Source organism: Microbulbifer sp. MI-G (genome assembly GCF_030440425.1).
In the GTDB taxonomy this organism is placed as follows: Bacteria; Pseudomonadota; Gammaproteobacteria; order Pseudomonadales; family Cellvibrionaceae; genus Microbulbifer; species Microbulbifer spongiae.
Map to the genome: position 1 here is coordinate 3944705 of NZ_CP098023.1, position 20554 is coordinate 3965258.

Below are 20554 nucleotides of genomic sequence, written 5' to 3' on the forward strand. Positions count from 1 at the left end.
GTCAGGCGGTCTCTGCCGGTCAATTGACCCTCTCAAGGCGATATTCGCGCCTTTGCGTGGATTGACCGCTGTTTCCCTACATAAGTTCACATTGGGGCAACCGGTGCCGTTATAAAGGCTGCTGAGCAGAAGTCAAATCCACCGCCTTGCACTTGACGGAATCACAGCCATAATGCGGCGGAAATCTATACAAAACCCGTTAAGGATGAATATGCAGCAATACGACCTCTATGGCATTGGCGCCGCCCTGCTGGATACGGAAATCGAGGTTTCGGATGAGGATTTGTCCGTGCTCGATGTTAAAAAGGGGGTGATGACCCTGGTAGACGATGTGCGACAACAGCAATTGCTGGACGCTCTGGGGGACAACCTTGTGACAGCCAAGCGCGCCTGTGGAGGTTCCGGTGCCAACACAGTAATTGCTGCCAGCTACTTCGGACTGCGCACCTTCTATTCCTGCAAAGTTGCCGCAGATGACAACGGAGACTTTTACCGCAACAATCTGGCTGCTGCAGGGGTCGACTACCCGGCCGGCCTGCGCCAGGCCGGTATGGGTACCACCGGTAAGTGTTTGGTTCTGATCACCCCGGATGCCGAGCGCAGCATGAACACTTACCTGGGAATCAGTGAAAAACTGTCGGTCGAGGAGCTGGACACTGAAGCTCTGGCAGCGTCACATTGGGCTTATATCGAAGGCTACCTGGTCTCCTCGGAAACCGGACGCAAAGCCGCGATTGCCCTGCACAAACAAGCGCAGCAGGCGGGTGTAAAAACTGCCCTGAGTCTCTCTGACCCCGCGATGGTGCAATTCTTTGGCGAGGGCTTGCGGGAGATGGTTGGCAGCGGTGTGGATATGCTGTTCTGCAACCGGGATGAGGCTTTGGGCTTTACCGGTACCGAGTCTCTCGATGCCGCTGCGAACACCCTGCGCGCCTACTGCCGCAGTTTTGCAATCACCCTTGGGGCCGATGGTGCTCTGCTCTGGAATGGCGCCCAGCTACGGCGGGTGAAAAGCCCGCGGGTACACGCCATCGACACCAATGGGGCCGGGGATATGTTTGCAGGGGCCTTCCTCTACGGCATCAATCGCGATATGTCCTTTACCGAAGCCGGGGAGCTGGCCTGTCGCGCCGCCGCCCAGGTCGTCAGTCAGTATGGACCTCGCCTGCGGGAAGCCCAGCACTCGGAGCTGCTTGCCGCAGTCATTTAAGCAGAACGGGAAAGCGCACGCGTTCAGCCATCGATCTCCGGAAGCGCCGTGGCAGGGGCAATACCGAATCCCTGGGCATAATCCACTCCCATCCGGTGGAGTTTTTCCATCACCTCGGGGCTTTCCACATACTCTGCGATGGTACTGATGCCCATACACTTGGCCAGGTGATCAATGGTACTGACCATGGCGCTATCGATTTCATCCTCAAGCATATTACGCACGAAACTGCCATCAATCTTGAGAAAATCCACCGGCAGCTGGCGCAGGTAAGCCAGAGAGGAGACACCGCGACCAAAATCGTCGAGGGCAAAACTGCAACCGGCGGCACGCAGCTTGTGAATAAAGACCAGCGCCCTTTCCAGATTGTTGATGGCACTGGTCTCGGTTATCTCAAACTGTACCCGCGAGGGTGTAAGCCTCGCCTCAGCCAGCTCCTGGGAGACGAAGCCGGCAAAGGTATCATCGCCAAGGCTGATACCGGAAACATTGATGGCGTAACTGGCCCCGGGGAACCCGGTCCGCTGCTCCCGCGCCATATAGTGGAACACACGCCGGATCACCCAGCGATCCACCTCTTCAATCAGTCCGTAACGCTCCGCGGCGGGCAGAAACAGGCCCGGTGAAATCACCCCGCCATCGCGACCGAGCATCCGCACCAGAATCTCGTAGTGATGCAGTTTGCGCCCTCCCTTCAGGGAAATAACCGGCTGGCGGTAGAGAACCAGGCGATCCTCCCGCAAGGCGGCATGGATTTCTGCAACCCAGGTGGTCTCCCGTCGATGCTCCAGCACCTTGCGGGAGTCCCCAAACAGCTTGACCCGGTTTCGCCCCTGCTCCCGCGCGGAACAACAGGCATCGTTGGCAGAGGCCAGCAGCTGGCTGGCGTTGGCAGTAAAGCAGTCCACCCCCACAACCCCGATCGAGACTGCCACGCGATTGTTGTCGCCCTCCCAGTCAAAGCTGAAGTCCTGAACCGCATCGCGCAGACGCGCCACCACCCGGCCACCCTCCCCCAATGTGCAGTCCCGCAGCAAAATGGCAAACTCATCGCTGCCCACACGGGCAAACAGGTCGGCACTGCACAGGTTGTGCTGCAGCAAAGCCACCAATTGCACCAGTAACTGATCCCCCGCGACAAAGCCCAGGGTGTCATTGATGACCTTGAACTGATAGATATCCAGATACAGCAGGACATGGTGCTGGCGCTTGTCGACACACTGGGCCAGAAGCTTTTGCAATGCACTTTCGAAATACTGGCGATTGGGCAGACGGGTGAGGGCATCGTGGCTGGTCTGCCAACTGAGACGCGTGGAAACCCGCCTTGCAGCAGAGGTATCCCGCAACACCAGCACATAATTTTTCAAGGTACCGGCATCCCACAACGCCATCACCTGCAGGGTTACTTCCAGAGGAGCACGGGCGCCGTCGCAGCGCAGGATGTAAGCCTGAATTTCACGCATGCTGGGGACTTCGCGCACAGGGATATCCGGTAGTGGCGACGGCAAGGGCGCACCCTGGGTATCACAGAGCTGCAGCCCCTCGTTGAGGGGCTGGCCGGGCAACAGACCAACCAGATTACCGGTCATTTCACTGACCAGAGGGTTGGCATACAGAACGATCCCGCCAGCGTCGGTCACAATGACCCCATCGGCAACCTCCCCAAGCGCCGCCTCCGCCGCTTGCAGGCTGATTCCCTCACAGGGGTTCAAACCTTTCTCCAACTGGGCCAGTGGCCCCAAATATTCTGCGGATTTAGGATCAAACAGTGTCATGGCCACACACTCACAAAAGGCTTGGCACCCCTCCCCACAAGCAGAGAGGATCACGGGGCTTTCCATTCGGCACGCTGAGCAATTTGACCGACATCAGCGTCCGGGGTCGCCGATTTTCTTCAATGATTCAGCCTCCCAGCCTGTCTTTTCATCACAGTAGCTAAATGGCACGCTCATAAGTGTGTGTACAGGAACTCCTTCAATTTCACGTCTTCGAATACCCGTTGCAGGGTTGCACCCAGTATGTTGTTCACCCGGGCTTCCACCTCCTCCCGGCTGGGTTTGACCAGATTTCGATCTGTGCCGGAAGCGCTGTAAGTTCCGAAATAGGTAGCAGCACCAACTTTAACTTCCAGGTGAATCTCAGCAGAAGTATCGATGGTGGTGGTGTACACCATATCGGGGCTGTTATAGGTCAGCCGCACCAGCCTTGCGACCACCTGCACCTGGGAGGCGGTATCGGTCACACGAAAAGACCAGTTGGCAAATCCCCGCCGCAGTCCGGCCGCTATCGCCTCACCCGCATCATTGGCAACACTGACTCGGGACGTCTCGGAGTAGACCCCACCGAGAGAGCCCAAACCACCACCGGGCAGTTCATTGATACCCTGTACGCTCAGGGTATGGCCGGACCCTATGGCGTCTGCAGTGACCAGGAACTCGGGGTATACCTGAATCTGCAGCGGGCTATAAGCGCAGCTGGCCAGACAAAAGACCCCTGCAAGCAACCAGTTTTTCATTCTTCCCCCCTTTTACCTCGATAAAAAAACATGAATCTGTTTCATTCATGGTGCTGATGCTGGGCCTTATTCACTCCATCCATACGTATGACCGGCACCCGGATATCCAGGTGCGAGGCATCCGCAAAGAGTAAACGCAACAGCAGCGTTTCCCCTGCCTGGAGACGGAGCCCATTGAGCATCAGGTGCACTCCGCCAGGTGCCATCTCCAGTTGCTCTCCAGCTTCGATAGCTAGATGCTGCAGTCGGCGCATACGGCTGACACCGCCCCTGTGCTCCGTAGAGTGCAGGTCGGCACTGGCACCTTCTACCTCCGGCAGCGTCACCTCGGTCAGCAGCATTGCCTGCATTCCGGTATTGTGCAGGGACAGATAGGCGGCGCTCATGGGCGCTCCCGGCAGTGTTTCACGGGCATAGCCTGCCACCGTGAGGACCGGGGTCGTGCTCCGAGCCTGTGTCGCACACAGCAGCGCTGTGCCGAATATTATCCAGACTGCTATCAATGGATTTTTCATGGGCTCTTGCCACCGGATTGAACTAGAAGCAGTCGCGCTGGACTGCCGACTTTAATATCCCCCCGCACCCGATAACCGGGTACAGCCTCGCGCAGTTGCTGGTAAATCCAGCGCCCCTCGGCATCATCGCGCGCGACAATAATGACGCGCAACTGCTCACTGCGAATGCGCCGAGCCAGGCGCTGCAACTGCCCTGCGAGTTGTTCCGACCTGGCATTGAGTTCCGCTACCGGGAGGCCAATGCTCTCTCCCTCGGGAAGATCGAAGCGGGCGCGCTCCCGCTCACGAACCAGTTGCCGGCGCAATTCCACCACCAGTGAATTGCCCGGTGCCAGCATCTCAGCACGTTTGAGCAGTGTTTCCACTTCGCCAAAGCCACGCTGGCGCAGAGCCTCACGGGCCTGTTCGACATAGGTGACCACCAGGGTCTGAATACCGGCCCGGGCCCGGCGATTGCCCGGGTCCAATTGCTGCGCGCGCAGATAGTAGTCATAGGCACTGGCACCGGCCGGCTGAGTCAGGTAGCCCTTGCGCAGGGCCTGCTCGGCACGCTTGAGAAAAAAAGTCACATTGCTCTGGCGAATCTCTTCCGGCGAAGGCCCCGTTTTCTCAGGCGGGGGAGTGGCCGGAGGCCGGATAGGCTTATTGGCGGAACAGGCCCCGAGCACACCGGCCACCAGCAGGCAGATCCCGAGGCTGTGAAGGCGTTCAAATGACGGCAAATCAATCTCCCGCTGTTGTTTTTTTGTACCGCTGACATCGCTATACTGCTGGTGCGACTGAACCCCCACCCGGCACAACAGTCAGAGCTGTACCTCCGACTATAATGAATTTTTTCGTCAATGGCTGTGATGACCAAAACTTTCAGAAATAAGTTCCTCGCCCTGCTGGCAATCCTGTTGTTGGTGCCCGGCGCCAATGCCCAGGGGCAAGACCCCGGCAGTCCTTTTGCCACCCTCAACGACACTCTGGACAATCCCTTTCTGCCGGTTGACGAAGCCTACCGGCAGGACCTTTTGCTGAGCGGCAGCCAGCTCAGTGCTATTTTTGAAATAGCCCCTGAATACTACCTCTACCGCGAAAAACTTGCCCTCTACCGTATTGAAAACGGACAAAAGACCAAATTGCCCCTGAGCCTGCCGAGCGGCGAGGTAATCTGGGATGACTACTTCGAAAAAGAAACCGAAGTCTACCGCGGTCAACTGGAATTCCCCATCCGCCTTGCGGACACCGGCAAGGTCGTGCAGTTGGAGCTGCACTATCAGGGCTGCGCCGATGCTGGACTCTGCTATCCACCACAAACCCGTCACTACAGCGTGGACAGCGGCAACGGCAGTATCCGGATGCTGGGGACACCTCCCCGAAATGTCGCAACCCCGGATACCCAAGCGCTCTCCCCCCAGGAGAATAACAACCGTGCCATTACTGTGCCCCTGGCACTGTTGTTTGCTTTCGCCGGCGGACTGTTGTTAAACCTGATGCCCTGTGTTTTTCCGGTACTCTCGATCAAACTACTGTCAGTGAGTCAGGCAGCACAGAGTGCCAGCCAGCGCCACCACCACGGCTGGGCCTACAGTATCGGCGTTATTCTGAGTTTTGTCGCCATTGCCGCGGTCATGCTGGCGCTGCGTGCCGGTGGCGAGGCAATCGGCTGGGGCTTCCAATTACAATCCCCGTGGCTGGTGGCCGCCCTGGCCTACCTGTTCTTTGTGATGGGACTCAGCCTTTCCGGTGTCACCGAATTCGGAAGCAGCCTGATGGGCATCGGCGGTCATTTGAACAACAGCCGGGGTTTGCGCGGCTCCCTGGCTTCCGGCGCCCTGGCCACCCTGGTGGCCAGCCCCTGCACGGCGCCACTGATGGGATCTGCGCTGGGATTCGCTGTGACACAGCCGGCTGTGCTGGCACTCAGTATTTTTGCCGCCTTGGGCGCTGGAATGGCCGCGCCTTTCCTGTTGTTGACTCACCTACCCACCCTGACAGAAAAACTGCCGCGCCCGGGACCCTGGATGGATCGGCTCAAGCAACTGCTGGCCTTCCCCATGTACCTGACCGCAGTCTGGTTGCTGTGGGTACTGGGGCGGCAAACCGGGGGGGATGGCGTCGCTCTGGTACTCACCGGTGCTGTGGCAATCGCCTTTGCCCTGTGGCTCTGGCCCCGCCACCAGTGGCGGTGGCTGCAGGGTTGCGTGGCGGCGGTGGCCCTGGTCTTGGCCGTATTATTATTGCCGCACCTCAGCACTGCACCCCAGACTCAACAACAGTCCAGCGGCTACTGGCAGCCCTACTCAGCCGAAAAACTGGATGCCGCGCGCAGTGAGGGCCGCGCTGTACTGGCGAACATGACTGCTGCATGGTGTATTACCTGCCTGGCGAATGAACAAATGGTGCTGTCGAGTGATGCCGTGAGCCACGCCATTGAACAACTGGGGATTGTGGCCTTCAAGGGGGACTGGACCAATCAGGACCCCCACATCAGTGCGCTGCTGGCCAAGTACAAGCGCACCAGCGTCCCCTTGTACCTCCTCTATCCCGCCGGCGGTGGTGAAGCCAAGATTCTGCCGCAAATACTGTCGCGCCGTGAATTACTGGCGGACCTTGAGGCCGCAGCCCGAGGCGGGCTGAGCACCTCTTCAACCCCGTAAGGGAAAATGCCGTCTCGACAGCCATACATCTGGCCAAACCGTCTTAATATGTATATTTTGCGTTAATTTTAGGCAAATATCGCCGAATTGTCGCTAACTTCTCTAAACTACCCGAAGAGCATGGACACAGGGTCACTTTTGCGGCACACTCCGGCAACAAAGCTCAACTTTCGCGTTTACTGCGAAATCGTCCTTTAAAACAGTTTGGTGTGATTTTCCGGCAATCTTCCCGGAGCGTACTATGGCCAAAATTCTTCTCCTGCACGGCCCCAATCTCAATCTGCTTGGCAGCCGGGAGCCGCACATCTACGGTGTCACCACCCTCGCTGAAGTCAACGAGGCCGCCGCTCACCAGTGCAGTGCTGCCGGCCACACGCTGGAGACCTTGCAAAGCAACAGCGAAGCGGCCCTGTTGGACCGCATCCACCTGGCCGCGACTACCGATGTCGATTTTATCGTCATCAACCCGGCGGCCTTTACCCACACCAGCGTGGCCCTGCGGGACGCCCTGGCGGCAGTTGCCATACCCTTTGTTGAACTGCACCTGTCCAACCCCCATACCAGGGAGACCTTCAGGCATCGTTCCTATCTTTCCGATTTGGCCTGTGGTGTAGTGTCCGGCTTCGGTCCGCACAGCTACACACTGGCCCTACAGGCGGCCATACACCAGTTGGATATGGCACCCCGACATCAACGAGTCAAACCTGCGAGTGATTGAACTATGGATATCCGCAAAATTAAAAAACTAATCGAACTGCTCGAAGAATCGGATATCGGTGAGCTGGAGATCAAGGAGGGCGAAGAGTCCGTGCGCATCAGCCGCGGTGTGAGTAGCGCTGCACAACCCGTCGCCCCGGTATACAGTGCCCCCCCCCCCGCCACACCGGCGACTGTGCCGGCGACACCCTCTCCAAGCGCTGCCGCGAGCGAACAGGAGTCCAAACCGGAGATCAGCGGCCACGCGGTGAAGTCACCCATGGTAGGCACCTACTACGCGGCACCCAGCCCCGGTGCCGAGCCTTTCGTCAGGGTGGGTCAACAGGTCAAGGTCGGTGATGTTATCTGCATTGTCGAGGCGATGAAGATGATGAACCAGATCGAAGCCGACAAGGCCGGCACCATTGGAGCCATTCTGCTGGAAGATGGCCAGCCGGTAGAATTTGATCAGCCGCTCGTGACCATTGTCTGAGCGGGGTTAGTGACCATGTTTGACAAAATCCTGATCGCCAACCGGGGCGAAATCGCCTTGCGGATTTTGCGTGCCTGTAAAGAAATGGGTATCGCTACCGTGGCGGTGCACTCTCTGGTGGACCGCAATCTGAAGCATGTGCGCCTGGCCGATGAATCGGTGTGTATTGGCCCCAACCCTTCACCACAAAGCTACCTGAATGTACCGGCCATTATCTCCGCGATGGAGATTACCGACGCGGTTGCTGTGCACCCCGGCTACGGCTTCCTGGCCGAAAACGCCGACTTTGCGGAACAGGTGCAAAAAAGTGGCTTTACCTTTATTGGCCCCTCCGCGGATGTAATCCGCCTGATGGGGGACAAGGTTTCCGCTATCGCCGCAATGAAAAAAGCCGGCGTCCCCACAGTCCCCGGCTCCGATGGCTCGCTGCCTGATAACAGCGAGGGCTGCCTGGAGATCGCGCGCAAGATCGGCTACCCCGTTATCATCAAGGCTGCATCCGGCGGTGGTGGCCGCGGTATGCGCGTGGTTGAGCATGAAGCGGACCTGATCAATGCCATCGCCGTCACCAAATCCGAAGCGCAAGCCGCTTTCGGTGATGGCACCGTGTATATGGAAAAATTCCTCCAGAACCCGCGCCATGTGGAAATCCAGGTAATGTCTGACGGCCAGGGCAATGCTGTGCATCTGGGCGATCGCGACTGCTCCCTGCAGCGCCGCCACCAGAAAGTGCTTGAGGAAGCCCCCGCACCGGGGATTCCCGATGCGGTGCGCCGGCGCGTGCAGGAGGCCTGCGTGCAAGCCTGTATCGACATCGGCTACCGCGGTGCCGGAACCTTCGAGTTTCTCTACGAGGACCAGCACTTCTATTTTATCGAGATGAATACCCGCATCCAGGTGGAGCACCCCGTTACCGAAATGGTCACCGGTATCGACCTGATCAAGGAGCAGATCCGCGTCTGTGCGGGCGAGAAACTCTCCCTGCAACAGGCAGACATCGCGATTCGCGGTCATTCCTTTGAATGCCGTATTAACGCAGAGGACCCGCGTACCTTTTTCCCGAGCCCAGGCACGGTGAACAACTTCCATATGCCCGGTGGTTTCGGTGTACGCGTAGACTCCCACCTCTACTCGGGCTATTCAGTACCCCCCAACTACGATTCGATGATTGCCAAGGTCATCACCCATGGGGAAGACCGCGACACCGCCCTGGCGCGTATGCGCGTGGCCCTGTCCGAACTCGTGGTGGACGGTATCAAAACCAATATTCCCCTGCAGGAGGAGCTGGTACGGGATGAAGCCTTTGCCAAGGGTGGGGTGAATATCCATTACCTGGAGAAAAAACTGGGGCTGTAATGCCGCGTCTGCACACACTCTGCCACCTGGTGGCGAACCCCGTTGCCATGGATGGCAGCCGGTATTGAAATCCTGAGGGCGAGTCCGCCCCAAATCGTATCGATCCACCACGGAACCCCAATGCCCTGGCTGCAATTTCGCGTCGACACCAATCGCATACACGCAGAAAAGATTGAGGAGGCCCTGCTTTTGGCCGGTGCCGTCTCCGTCTCCCTGCAGGACAATGCCGATCAGCCTATTCTCGAACCCGCACTCGGCGAGGCCCCCCTCTGGGATCAGACCCGGGTGACCGGTCTGTTCCATGCGGAAATCAACACGGCGGCCACAGAGGCCAAAGTGGCCGCCTTGCTCAGCGCACCGCTGCCCAACGCCCACTGGGAGCAACTGGAGGACCGGGACTGGGAGCGGGCGTGGATGTCCCACTACAAACCCATCCGGTGTGGCGAAAACCTGTGGATCTGTCCCAGCTGGTGTCAGCCCCCACACCCCGAGGCGATCAACCTGCTGCTCGACCCCGGCCTTGCCTTCGGCACCGGCACCCACCCCACCACATTTCTCTGCCTGCAGTGGCTGGCCGAGGAGCCACTGCAAAGCCGAAGCGTGATCGACTTCGGCTGCGGTTCCGGCATCCTGGGTATCGGCGCCCTGCTCCTGGGTGCCGAGCGCGCCATGGGTGCCGACATTGATCCGCAGGCACTGATCGCCAGCCGTAGCAACGCTGCACGCAACGGTATAGACCCCGAGCGCTTTCCGGTCTATCTGCCGGAACAGATGCCGCGGGAACCGGCGGATATCCTGCTCGCCAATATCCTGGCGGGCCCCCTGATGGAACTCTCCTGCAAATTGATTGACCTGACCAGGATCGGCGGTCGCATCTGCCTGTCGGGTATCCTTGCCTCCCAGGCGCAACAGGTGAAGGCAGCCTACAGACAGCATGTTGCATTCGACGAAGATCGGGAGCGGGCGAACTGGGTGCGCCTGAGCGGCACCCGTGTCCGTCAAATGCGCCAGGCACCACTACGCGGGGGCCGGGGAGACTGGTAGACTTGGCCGCAAAACACACTGCGTCACAATCGAATGTCCCAACTGGTCACCCGCTGCCCCCATTGCAACACCGCATTTCATGTCAACGGTCAGCAACTGCGCGCCGCACGCGGTACGGTGCGTTGCGGCTCCTGCCTGCAAGTGTTCCGTGCAGACGAAAACATCGTCTTCAACGATACGGATACCGAGATCTCCAACTCGCTGCTCGAGACACTGTTGGAAGACGACGACTTCCTGATCCACGATGATATGGAGCTGGATGAGACTGAATCGAAGACAGAGAAACGGCAGCTGTCCCCCGCTCCTCCCCCGCCGACCCGACAACCAGCGCCAGAGAGAGAGACTGCAGCGGAACCGTCCCCGGTAGATACACACAGTGAGGGGGATTCGGCCCCCGTCATCGGAGAGGCATTTGGCGATAGTGATTGGCAGCTGCCGGACCCTGAAAGAGTGTCTGGAGAGAGGCCCGATGAAGACCTCGGCGATGTGCTCAAGCCCGATGACGACCCTATCTCTGGCTCAGATATTGCTCCGACCGGATCGGCAAGCGGCGCAAACGCCCCACAGACCAGCGCGGGGAAACAATCACAAGGTCACACTTGCGGTCAGCCCCCCTTAGCAACACTGTCAGCACAAAGGCCTTCCGATCCCCTGAGGGAAGAAGCGGGGGAGCGTAGAGAACCTTTTTTTGCTTTCGTGAATACAGCTGGTACGGAACCGGGAGGCGAGCCACTGATCTCCTCCATTCAGCCAGTGCCTGTGGAAATGATTTGGGGCTCTCCACAGCAAAAAGCCACACACCCCTGGCTGTGGGGGGGGCTACTGTCCCTGTTGACCCTCACACTGCTCGCGCAGGTGGCCTATTTCCAGTTTGACACCCTCAACAAAAAACAGCCCTGGCGCAGCTTGTATGCCGCGACCTGCCCTGTGTTCGGTTGTTCCCTGCCCCAGCTCAGGGACCCCAACGCCATACAGGCTTCCAACCTAATGGTGCGCAGCCACCCCCAGCGAAACGGGGCCCTGGTGGTAGATGCAGTGCTGCTCAATACGGCGCCCTACCCCCAGCCTTTCCCCAGTCTGTTATTGCAGTTCACTGACCTGAAAGACATAGCGGTAGCCAGCCGCCGGTTTACGCCTCAGGAATACCTCCAGGGCGAACTCGCGGGCCGCAAACTGATGCCACCGGCAAGTCCGATTCATCTCGCTATTGAGATAGTGGACCCCGGCGCCGAAGCGGTTAACTACGAGTTGAATATCACACACTGAAGCTTGGCTTTACGCCAATACCTCCTACCGGATTGGCACTTAAAACAACAAAAATCGACCACTCTGCAGGCTAAATGCACAGGGATCGATCAAATTGTCCGCTTTTTCGCTTTTCCAATACCCCACCAGCCGCTATCATAGGCCGCTGTTTTGCAGGGTCTTGAGCGGCCCCTTCCAGAGAAATGGAGCTGCCGTGCCCACTGCCATAGGTCCCTATATTATCGACAGTCCGGTAATTTTGGCGCCAATGGCCGGTGTGACCGACCGCCCCTTTCGCCAACTGTGCCGCCAACTTGGCGCCGGACTGGCTGTCTCGGAAATGGTGACCTCAGACACCCGCCTGTGGGGCAGCCGCAAGTCCCGGTTTCGCCTGGATCACTGCGGTGAAATGGCACCCGTGTCAGTGCAGATCGCCGGTGGTGACCCCGAGAGGATGGCCGAAGCCACCCGGGAGAATGTGCGTCGTGGCGCGCAGATTATCGATATCAATATGGGCTGCCCGGCAAAAAAAGTGTGCAAAAAGGCCGCTGGTTCGGCGCTGCTGAGGGATGAAAAGCTGGTTGCGGACATTCTCCAGGCGGTAGTTCAGTCGGCTTCGGTGCCGGTGACACTGAAAATCCGCACAGGCTGGTGTCCGGATTTTCGCAATGGCACCACTATTGCCAAAATGGCCGAGGATGCCGGGATCGCTGCACTGGCAGTTCACGGCCGCACGCGCGCCTGCGGGTACCGCGGGGAAGCTGAATTCGATACCATTGCCGACATTGTATCCCGGGTTAAAATCCCGGTTTTTGCCAATGGCGATATCACCAGTGCGGATAGAGCCCGCGAGGTGCTTGATTACACTGGCGCAGCAGCGGTGATGATCGGCCGCGCCGCACAGGGACGACCCTGGATTTTTCGGGAGATAGCCCATTTCCTCGCCACCGGTGAGCGGTTGCCCGAACCGACATTGGATGAAGTCAGAAAAATACTGCTCACGCATTTAGGTGAGCTGCACCGGTTTTACGGTGAATTGATGGGGGTCCGTATCGCCCGCAAGCACGTGGGCTGGTACTTGAAGACACTTGCAAACAGCGAGTCCTTCCGCAAGACCTTTTTCCAAATAGAGAACGCAGAAGTACAAAATGCCAGCGTTCACGAGTGGTTTGAACGCCGAATAACGAGAGGGGCACAAGCGGCATGAACAATGACGTATTGATTCCGGATACTGGCAGCGAAGAGGTATCCTCCAGGGGGCAGACACAATTAGCACAGCCTCAACAGCAATCCCTGCGGGATGCCGTTGAGCAGGCGATGGAAAACTACTTCCGGCATCTGGATGGCCAATTAGTGACCGAAGTCTACGACATGGTGCTGTCAGAGATAGAAGCCCCCATGCTTGAAGTCGTAATGAAACATACCCGCCACAACCAAACCCGCGCCGCTCAGCTGCTGGGCCTCAACCGCGGCACTCTGCGCAAGAAGCTGAAGCGCTACGGACTGCTGTAAGCCGTCGTCAGCGTAAGCATGGCACGAAGGGGGGTGGGGTCTCTCACCCCCCTTCCCTATTTCCCCCACCGTCATTTTCGCCGCCGCACTGGAAACCTGGCAGAAAGCCGGTGGCGAATCCTTTGCAAAAATCAGTTGGACCAAGTGCAATGACAGACAAGGTAGCGATCCGCCGCGCACTGATCAGTGTCTCCGACAAAAGTGGCATCATTGAGTTTGCCCAGCAACTCTGCGCAATGGGTGTTGAAATGCTCTCTACCGGTGGCACCTACCGGAAACTGAGAGAAAACGGCATTCCGGTCATCGAGGTCTCCAGCCATACCGGTTTTCCCGAGATGATGGATGGGCGCGTGAAAACCCTGCACCCCCTGGTACACGGCGGCATCCTCGGTCGCCGTGGCACCGATGACACCGTCATGCGCAAGCACGGCATTGCCCCAATCGATATGGTGGTTGTGAACCTCTACCCGTTCACACAGACCGTGACCAGACCGGGCGCCTCACTGGAAGATGCTATCGACAATATCGATATCGGCGGCCCCACCATGGTGCGCGCAGCGGCCAAGAACCACAACGACGTCGCTATCGTGGTAAATGCCGGCGATTACACAGGCATTGTGGATGAGATGAGAGCCAACGAAGGCGCGCTCAGCTATGCCAGCCGCTTCGATCTGGCCGTGAAGGCCTTTGAGCACACCGCCGCCTACGACGGCGCTATCGCCAACTACCTGGGTAGTATCAAAGACAGCGAAACACAGCGGTTCCCGCACACTTACAACAGCCAGTTCATCAAGAAGCTGGATCTGCGCTACGGTGAGAACCCCCACCAGCAGTCCGCTTTCTACACGGAAGCCAAGCCGACCGGGGCAAGTATTGCCACCGCCACCCAGTTGCAGGGGAAAGCGCTGTCGTACAACAATATTGCCGACACAGATGCGGCGTTGGAGTGTGTGAAAGCGTTCGACGAGCCCGCCTGTGTGATTGTCAAGCACGCCAACCCCTGCGGCGTAGCCATTGCCAAAGAGCTCTGCAAGGCCTACGACCTGGCCTTTGCCACCGACAGAGAGTCCGCATTCGGCGGTATTATCGCCTTTAACCGCGCACTGGACGGCGCCACAGCGCGGGCCATTGTTGAGCGCCAGTTTGTCGAAGTGATCATCGCGCCATCCGTCTCCGCAGAGGCCAGGCAGGCCGTTGCGGAAAAGAAGAACCTGCGCCTGCTGGTGTGCGGTCCGTGGGATTCAGGACACGTGCCAGAGCTGGACTACAAACGCGTCAACGGCGGCCTGCTGATACAGGAACGTGACGACGTTATTATTACCGCTGCCAATTTGACCATGGTATCCAGGCGCCAGCCCAGCAAAGATGAAATTCGCGACCTGTTATTTACCTGGAAAGTCGCCAAGTTCGTCAAATCCAATGCCATCGTTTACGGTAAAGACGGCCGTACCATCGGTGTGGGCGCCGGCCAGATGAGCCGCGTCAATTCCGCGCGCATAGCCGCGATCAAAGCCGAGCAGGCCGGCCTCGCGGTGCAGGGTTCCGTGATGGCCTCAGACGCCTTCTTCCCCTTTCGCGACGGTATCGACAATGCCGCTGCCGCAGGCGTCCGAGCGGTCATCCAGCCGGGCGGTTCCCTGCGCGATGAAGAGGTGATCGCGGCAGCGGATGAACACGATATGGCCATGGTCTTTACCGGCATACGTCACTTCCGCCACTGAGCTGGAGTGGGGCATCCCCGTGCCTGCACGGCCGACCGGCAAGGCTTTCCCCGCACCGATTCCGCGTTACACTAGTGCAACAAATATCGACTCAACAGACCAATCAGGTCTATTCAGGGGGATTGAACAGTGAATGTATTGGTTATCGGTGCCGGTGGCCGGGAACACGCAATGGCGTGGAAGGCCGCACAAAATCCGGCTGTAGGCACTGTATTTGTGGCACCGGGCAATGCCGGCACCGCGCGCGAAACCGGACTGCAAAACGTCGCCATCGGTGTGGACAACTTCTCCGCCCTGGCAGATTTTGCCGAGGAACATGCGGTGGCACTCACCATCGTCGGCCCCGAGGCACCCCTGGTTGACGGCATTGTGGACTTCTTCAATGGTCGTGGCCTCGCCATTTTCGGCCCCAGCAAGGGTGCCGCCCAACTAGAGGGCTCCAAGGCCTTTACCAAGGATTTTCTCCAGCGTCACAAGATTCCCACCGCCGCCTACCGCAATTTCACCGAGATTGACCCGGCCATTGACTATATTCGCGAATGCGGAGCCCCAATCGTCGTGAAGGCAGACGGCCTCGCCGCCGGCAAAGGCGTGATCGTGGCGGAAACCGAACAGCAGGCTGAACTGGCAGTGCGGGATATGCTGTCTGGTAACGCCTTTGGCGATGCCGGCTGCCGGGTGGTGATTGAGGAATTCCTGCAGGGGGAAGAGGCCAGTTTTATCGTGATGGTCGATGGCAAGAACATACTGCCCATGGCCACCAGCCAGGATCACAAGCGGGTTGGCGATGGCGACACCGGCCCCAACACCGGTGGCATGGGTGCCTATTCCCCTGCTCCGGTGGTCACAGACAGTGTGTACCTGCGCATTATGCGAGAAGTGATTGAACCCACCGTGCAGGGGCTGGCTACTGAGGGTATACCCTACACCGGTTTTCTTTACGCGGGGTTGATGATCGACCCGCAGGGCGCGCCTAGGGTCATCGAGTACAATTGCCGCTTTGGCGACCCGGAAACACAACCCATCATGATGCGCCTCAAGTCCGATCTGGTGAACCTCTGCCTGGCCGCCCTGGACAGCAAACTCGACCGCGCACAGGCCGAATGGGACCCGCGCCCGGCCCTGGGTGTGGTGCTCGCCGCACACGGCTACCCCGGCAGCTATCGCAGGGGTGATGCCATTGGCGGCCTGGAGAGCGCCGGCAGTGACCGGGCAAAAATCTTCCACGCCGGTACCGCCGAAGATGGAAACCGCGTGGTGACCAATGGTGGGCGGGTCTTGTGCGCCACAGCTCTGGGCGACAGTGTTGCCGATGCCCAGACCAATGCCTATACGGCGGCACGCGCCATCTACTGGGATGGTCTCTTCTATCGCAGGGATATCGGCTATCGCGCCATCGAGAGAGAAGAGGTCACTGCCGGAGAACAGCCATGACAACAACACAGGACCGCGGCACCCGGGAGTCAACGCAGCAGCGCGTGCAGCCTGTGGGTAAACGCCATCTGAGCGGGCTCGACCGCTTGCTTGTCCAGGCCGACCGGGCCCTGCGCACCCTGAGCCCCGGTGAACCCTGCCATGGGCGGCCTTCCCCTGCCAGGGCCGAGGCAGAGGCCGAACTCAGCAGCTCGGAACGCAGACATGCCGCCGGCCTGATGCGGGTCAATCACAGTGGCGAAGTCTGCGCCCAGGCGCTCTATCAGGGCCAGGCACTCACCGCGAAACTGGCGAAAGTGCGCAGCGAAATGGCACGCGCCGCCGATGAGGAGATAGATCACCTGGCCTGGTGTGAACAGCGCCTGCAGGCACTGGACAGTCGGCCCAGCTGGCTCAACCCCCTCTGGTACGGCCTGTCTTTCGGCCTCGGCGCCGCCGCCGGCAAGATCAGCGACCGCATCAGCCTGGGCTTTGTGGCTGCTACCGAGGAACAGGTATGTAAACACCTGCAGGACCACCTGGAAAAACTGCCGAGCCGGGACAAGAAAAGTCGCGCGGTGGTAAAGCAGATGCTGATCGACGAGGAGGCGCACGCCCACGCAGCACTGTCTGCCGGTGGGCGTCGTTTTCCCCGGCCCGTTAAGGGCGTTATGTCGCTGGTGGCAAAAGTAATGACCTCCACCAGCTATAGAATCTGAGGACAATACGCCGAGTGGTGATCGTGCTCCAGGGAATCACGCAAGTGGCTTTTACGGGATGGTTGCACGCGATCATACAATGGCTTCGTGCGCCCAGTTTTATCGCCGCCCGATTATTCCGGCAGTATTTCAATCACGCCTCTTCAACACGGTAGCGGTGTACTATCTCCACCCCGGCATTGCGCAGCATAATAGAGGCGGAACAGTATTTTTCCGCGGAGAGCCTCACCGCCCGCGCCACATGACTTTCTTTCAGCCCGCAACCACGCACCACAAATTCCATATCTATCCGTTCAAACGGCGAGGGGCCTGTATCCGGTCGTGCCCCATCCAGTTCACAATGGCAGGAAATAATATTCTGGCGCGCTTTCTGCAGAATAGAAACAACATCATAGGCGGCACAACCGCCGACACCCAGCAAAATCATTTCCATGGGGCGAACGCCGTTATTGGAGCGCCCACCTTCCATCACCACTGCATTCCCACTGCCGGCTTCACCGACAAACATGACATCCCTGACCCAGGTTACCTTGCCCCGCATTCGCATCCCCCCACGAAATTCCAAGTCGCAAAGCTTAGCATATTGCGCAAGATTATCCCGGTGTCCGCCTATTTCCGGTATAGTGTCTGCACGCCTCCGCGCGAAATGCCCCACAGCACCATTTCAGCAGATGCCAGTGACACCTGAGCCATACTGAAGTCCAATCCCGCCAGTACCAGAGTGTCACAGGTCACAATGCGGAACTTTGCCACCATCAACCTCTGTTGGGGACGCTTTTTTCGCGCGATAATTCAACAGTGCTCCGCTGCTCAAGCCTGGATAGAGCACGAGACAAAAATGAGGAATACATCGTGACGGTTGCTATCGAAGAACCCATAACCATCGGCAATATTGAAGACTTTCTGGCCCATTGCCACCGGCGTCGCTACCCGGCCAAGAGCACAATTATCTATGCCGGCGACCGCTGTGAATCCCTGTATTTTATTATACGCGGCTCGGTAACCGTGCTAATTGAGGACGACGAGGGCCGAGAGATGATCGTCGCCTACTTGAATGATGGGGACTTTTTCGGTGAGATGGGGCTCTTTGATCAGGATACCCGCAGTGCCTGGGTACGCACTAAAACCGAGTGCGAGGTGGCGGAAATCTCCTACACCAAATTCCAGGAGCTGACCCGCCAGCACCCCGAGTTCCTGTTTGCCCTGGCCACACAAATGGCGGGTCGCCTGCGCAATACCACGCGCAAGGTCGGTGATCTGGCATTCCTGGATGTCACCGGACGCGTGGCGCGCACCCTGCTGGATTTGTGCAATGAGCCCGATGCAATGACACACCCCGAGGGGATGCAGATTAAAATTACCCGCCAGGAAATCGGTCGTATCGTCGGCTGTTCACGGGAAATGGTGGGGCGGGTGCTGAAGACTTTGGAAGAACAGGGTCTGGTCTCCGTTAAAGGCAAAACCATGGTGGTCTACGGCACCCGCTGAGCCCAAGCGATGACACAGAACAAAAACAGGCGATCCTATGATCGCCTGTTTTTGTTCAGCCGCATAAAAAGATTACAGCTCAGTTAAACATCTCCATCAATTTGCGTCCGGGTTCCCGCTCGCGCATAAACGCCTCACCCACCAGGAAAGTATCGACGCTGTGCCCACGCATGGCCGCGACATCATCGGTGGTATGAATGCCGCTTTCGGTCACTACAATGCGGTCAGAAGGCACCAGGTCGAGCAGTTTAAATGTATTTTCCAGGTGTACCTCGAAGGTGTGCAGATCGCGGTTGTTGATACCAATCAAGCGGTTCTGCAGAACCAGCGCGCGCTCCAACTCACGGCGGTTATGCACTTCCACCAACACATCCAGACCGAGCTCCCGTGCCAAACCGTTGAGATCCTGCATTTGCTGATCCTCCAGACAGGCGGCAATCAGCAGGATACAGTCGGCCCCGATAGCCCGCGCTTCGTAAACCTGGTAGGGGTCCACGGTAAAGTCCTTGCGCAATACTGGCAGACGCACCGCATTGCGCGCCTGTTGCAAATAGCTGTCGGCTCCCTGGAAGAAATCGACATCGGTCAGTACCGACAGACAAGCCGCACCACCCTTTTCATAGCTGGTGGCAATTTCCGCAGGCAAAAAATCCTCGCGGATCACCCCTTTGCTGGGAGAGGCTTTTTTGATTTCCGCAATCACTGCGGCTTCACCTTCGGCAATCTTGCGTTCCAGTGCAGCCACAAAACCCCGCACAGGGGCCTGGTCTCTTGCGCGCAAGCGCATCTCTTCCAGGGTACACCGGGACTTGCGCTCTCGGATTTCCTGCCATTTGCGCGCAATAATGGCGTTGAGAATCGTGGGGGTGCTCACGATCGCACCTCCTCTGGACGGAAGGCACTACTGAAAGCGACCAGGTCATGGATTTTCTCAGCGGCGAGACCACTGTCGATCGCATCCTGAGCCATGGCGACACCCTGCCCAGCGGTGGTCGCTACACCACTCACATAAATGGCCAGGCCGGCATTCAGGGCAATAATATCCGCAGCTTTTTGCCCATTCACGGTCGAGCGCTTGCCGAGGGCATCGCGAATTAACACCAGGGAATCCTCGGGACCGGATACACTGAGGCCACTCAGATCACGGCGCTGTAAGCCGAAGTCCTCCGGGCGCAGCAGAAATTCTGCAACAACCCCGCCTTTCAACTCCACGGCAAAAGTGTCCGCAGCGAGACTGGCTTCATCCAGGCCGTCATCACTGTGCAGTACCAGTACATGCTCGGAACCGAGGTGCTTAAGCACCTCGGCCAGTAAGCGGCAATAGCGCTTCTCATAGACTCCAATCACCTTGCGTTTGACACCCGCGGGGTTGGTCATGGGGCCGAGTAGATTGAAAATGGTGCGCAACCCCAGCGCCTTGCGTGCCGGCCCCACATGGCGTACCGCACTGTGAAAGCTGGGGGCAAACATAAAGCCAATACCGATAGTTTCCACACAGCGGGCCATTTGCTCCGGACTCAGCTCAAGAAAAACACCTGCGCGCTCGAGCAGGTCGGCGGAACCACTGCTGGAGGAAACCGAGCGATTGCCATGCTTGGCCACCCTGGCACCCGCCGCCGCCGCAACAAAGCTACTGGCAGTGGAAACATTGAAAAGGTTGGCGCCATCGCCACCGGTGCCGACAATATCCACGGTGTTATCCAGATTCAGCTCCACCCTGGTGGCCAGCGCGCGCATGGTTTCCACGGCACCTACGATTTCATCGACGGTCTCACCGCGGATACGCATTGCGACCAGCAGCGCGCCAATCTGGGCTTCCTCCGCCTCACCACACATAATCTGGCCCATGGTCTCGCGCATTTCCACACGGGTGAGATGCTCCCCATCCACCAGTTTGGCGATGGCTTGTTGAATATTCATGCTGCTCCCCTTGGCCCTGCTCTGTGGTTTATTGTGCAGGACAGGCAGCGGCCTGTCCTGCA

General features: G+C 58.5%; 21 protein-coding genes. 13 read left to right on the forward strand and 8 right to left on the reverse strand.

Annotated features, from left to right (window positions below; all coding sequences use genetic code 11):
• Window positions 1-211: 211 nt before the first annotated feature.
• The gene (locus M8T91_RS16240; RefSeq protein ID WP_301415223.1) at window positions 212-1210 is read left to right on the forward strand and encodes an adenosine kinase; all 999 of its coding nucleotides are present in this window, start codon (window positions 212-214) and stop codon (window positions 1208-1210) included.
• Window positions 1211-1233: 23 nt separating this feature from the next.
• Here the strand turns inward: M8T91_RS16240 and M8T91_RS16245 are convergent, their stop codons facing one another.
• From M8T91_RS16245 to M8T91_RS16260, 4 genes are all read right to left on the reverse strand, one after another.
• Window positions 1234-2985 (reverse strand): EAL domain-containing protein, encoded by a 1752-nt coding sequence (locus M8T91_RS16245; protein WP_301415224.1) that lies wholly within the window; start codon window positions 2983-2985, stop codon window positions 1234-1236.
• Between the two features lie 173 nt (window positions 2986-3158).
• A complete protein-coding gene (locus M8T91_RS16250; RefSeq protein ID WP_301415225.1) occupies window positions 3159-3725 on the reverse strand; it encodes a YajG family lipoprotein in 567 nt (188 codons plus the stop codon).
• A gap of 41 nt (window positions 3726-3766) precedes the next feature.
• A complete protein-coding gene (locus M8T91_RS16255) occupies window positions 3767-4240 on the reverse strand; it encodes a copper chaperone PCu(A)C (protein WP_301415227.1) in 474 nt (157 codons plus the stop codon).
• Entirely contained in the window at window positions 4237-4962 is a 726-nt protein-coding gene (locus tag M8T91_RS16260) for an N-acetylglucosaminyltransferase (RefSeq protein ID WP_301415228.1), read from the reverse strand. The genes M8T91_RS16255 and M8T91_RS16260 overlap by 4 nt, the downstream gene beginning before the upstream one ends.
• Before the next feature lie 129 nt (window positions 4963-5091).
• On the opposite strand from M8T91_RS16260, the gene M8T91_RS16265 reads away from it, so the two are divergent.
• From M8T91_RS16265 to coq7, 11 genes are all read left to right on the forward strand, one after another.
• Window positions 5092-6885 carry a protein-disulfide reductase DsbD family protein gene (locus M8T91_RS16265; protein ID WP_301415229.1) on the forward strand — a complete coding sequence of 598 codons (1794 nt, stop codon included), beginning with the start codon at window positions 5092-5094 and terminating at the stop codon, window positions 6883-6885.
• A gap of 241 nt (window positions 6886-7126) precedes the next feature.
• Window positions 7127-7603 (forward strand): type II 3-dehydroquinate dehydratase, encoded by a 477-nt coding sequence (gene aroQ, locus M8T91_RS16270; protein ID WP_301415230.1) that lies wholly within the window; start codon window positions 7127-7129, stop codon window positions 7601-7603.
• 3 nt (window positions 7604-7606) lie between these two features.
• Window positions 7607-8074 carry an acetyl-CoA carboxylase biotin carboxyl carrier protein gene (gene accB / locus M8T91_RS16275; protein WP_301415231.1) on the forward strand — a complete coding sequence of 156 codons (468 nt, stop codon included), beginning with the start codon at window positions 7607-7609 and terminating at the stop codon, window positions 8072-8074.
• 15 nt (window positions 8075-8089) lie between these two features.
• A complete protein-coding gene (accC, locus tag M8T91_RS16280) occupies window positions 8090-9430 on the forward strand; it encodes an acetyl-CoA carboxylase biotin carboxylase subunit (RefSeq protein WP_301415232.1) in 1341 nt (446 codons plus the stop codon).
• A 120-nt stretch (window positions 9431-9550) separates the two neighbouring features.
• Window positions 9551-10474 carry a 50S ribosomal protein L11 methyltransferase gene (gene prmA, locus M8T91_RS16285; RefSeq protein ID WP_301415234.1) on the forward strand — a complete coding sequence of 308 codons (924 nt, stop codon included), beginning with the start codon at window positions 9551-9553 and terminating at the stop codon, window positions 10472-10474.
• Window positions 10475-10507: 33 nt separating this feature from the next.
• On the forward strand, window positions 10508-11740 hold the full coding sequence (locus M8T91_RS16290; protein WP_301415236.1) for a DUF3426 domain-containing protein: 1233 nt from the start codon (window positions 10508-10510) through the stop codon (window positions 11738-11740).
• A 247-nt stretch (window positions 11741-11987) separates the two neighbouring features.
• Window positions 11988-12926, forward strand: a complete 939-nt coding sequence (dusB, locus tag M8T91_RS16295; RefSeq protein WP_301419127.1) for a tRNA dihydrouridine synthase DusB — start codon at window positions 11988-11990, stop codon at window positions 12924-12926.
• Entirely contained in the window at window positions 12923-13231 is a 309-nt protein-coding gene (gene fis / locus M8T91_RS16300; RefSeq protein WP_301415237.1) for a DNA-binding transcriptional regulator Fis, read from the forward strand. The genes dusB and fis overlap by 4 nt, the downstream gene beginning before the upstream one ends.
• A 149-nt stretch (window positions 13232-13380) precedes the next feature.
• The gene (purH, locus tag M8T91_RS16305; RefSeq protein ID WP_301415238.1) at window positions 13381-14952 is read left to right on the forward strand and encodes a bifunctional phosphoribosylaminoimidazolecarboxamide formyltransferase/IMP cyclohydrolase; all 1572 of its coding nucleotides are present in this window, start codon (window positions 13381-13383) and stop codon (window positions 14950-14952) included.
• Between the two features lie 129 nt (window positions 14953-15081).
• Window positions 15082-16386: a phosphoribosylamine--glycine ligase gene (gene purD / locus M8T91_RS16310; RefSeq protein ID WP_301415239.1), complete on the forward strand. Its 1305-nt coding sequence runs from the start codon at window positions 15082-15084 to the stop codon at window positions 16384-16386.
• On the forward strand, window positions 16383-17084 hold the full coding sequence (gene coq7, locus M8T91_RS16315) for a 2-polyprenyl-3-methyl-6-methoxy-1,4-benzoquinone monooxygenase (protein WP_301415240.1): 702 nt from the start codon (window positions 16383-16385) through the stop codon (window positions 17082-17084). Before purD ends, coq7 begins: the two co-directional genes overlap by 4 nt.
• Before the next feature lie 133 nt (window positions 17085-17217).
• Here the strand turns inward: coq7 and M8T91_RS16320 are convergent, their stop codons facing one another.
• Window positions 17218-17625, reverse strand: a complete 408-nt coding sequence (locus tag M8T91_RS16320; protein ID WP_301415241.1) for an OsmC family protein — start codon at window positions 17623-17625, stop codon at window positions 17218-17220.
• A 68-nt stretch (window positions 17626-17693) separates the two neighbouring features.
• Window positions 17694-17840, reverse strand: a complete 147-nt coding sequence (locus M8T91_RS16325) for a hypothetical protein (protein WP_301415243.1) — start codon at window positions 17838-17840, stop codon at window positions 17694-17696.
• Between the two features lie 96 nt (window positions 17841-17936).
• On the opposite strand from M8T91_RS16325, the gene crp reads away from it, so the two are divergent.
• The gene (gene crp, locus M8T91_RS16330) at window positions 17937-18572 is read left to right on the forward strand and encodes a cAMP-activated global transcriptional regulator CRP (RefSeq protein WP_301415245.1); all 636 of its coding nucleotides are present in this window, start codon (window positions 17937-17939) and stop codon (window positions 18570-18572) included.
• Between the two features lie 79 nt (window positions 18573-18651).
• Here crp and trpC read toward each other — a convergent pair whose 3' ends face one another.
• A complete protein-coding gene (gene trpC, locus M8T91_RS16335) occupies window positions 18652-19446 on the reverse strand; it encodes an indole-3-glycerol phosphate synthase TrpC (RefSeq protein WP_436970307.1) in 795 nt (264 codons plus the stop codon).
• Complete coding sequence (trpD, locus tag M8T91_RS16340; RefSeq protein WP_301415247.1) at window positions 19443-20492, reverse strand: anthranilate phosphoribosyltransferase; 1050 nt, start codon at window positions 20490-20492, stop codon at window positions 19443-19445. Before trpD ends, trpC begins: the two co-directional genes overlap by 4 nt.
• Between the last annotated feature and the right edge of the window lie 62 nt (window positions 20493-20554).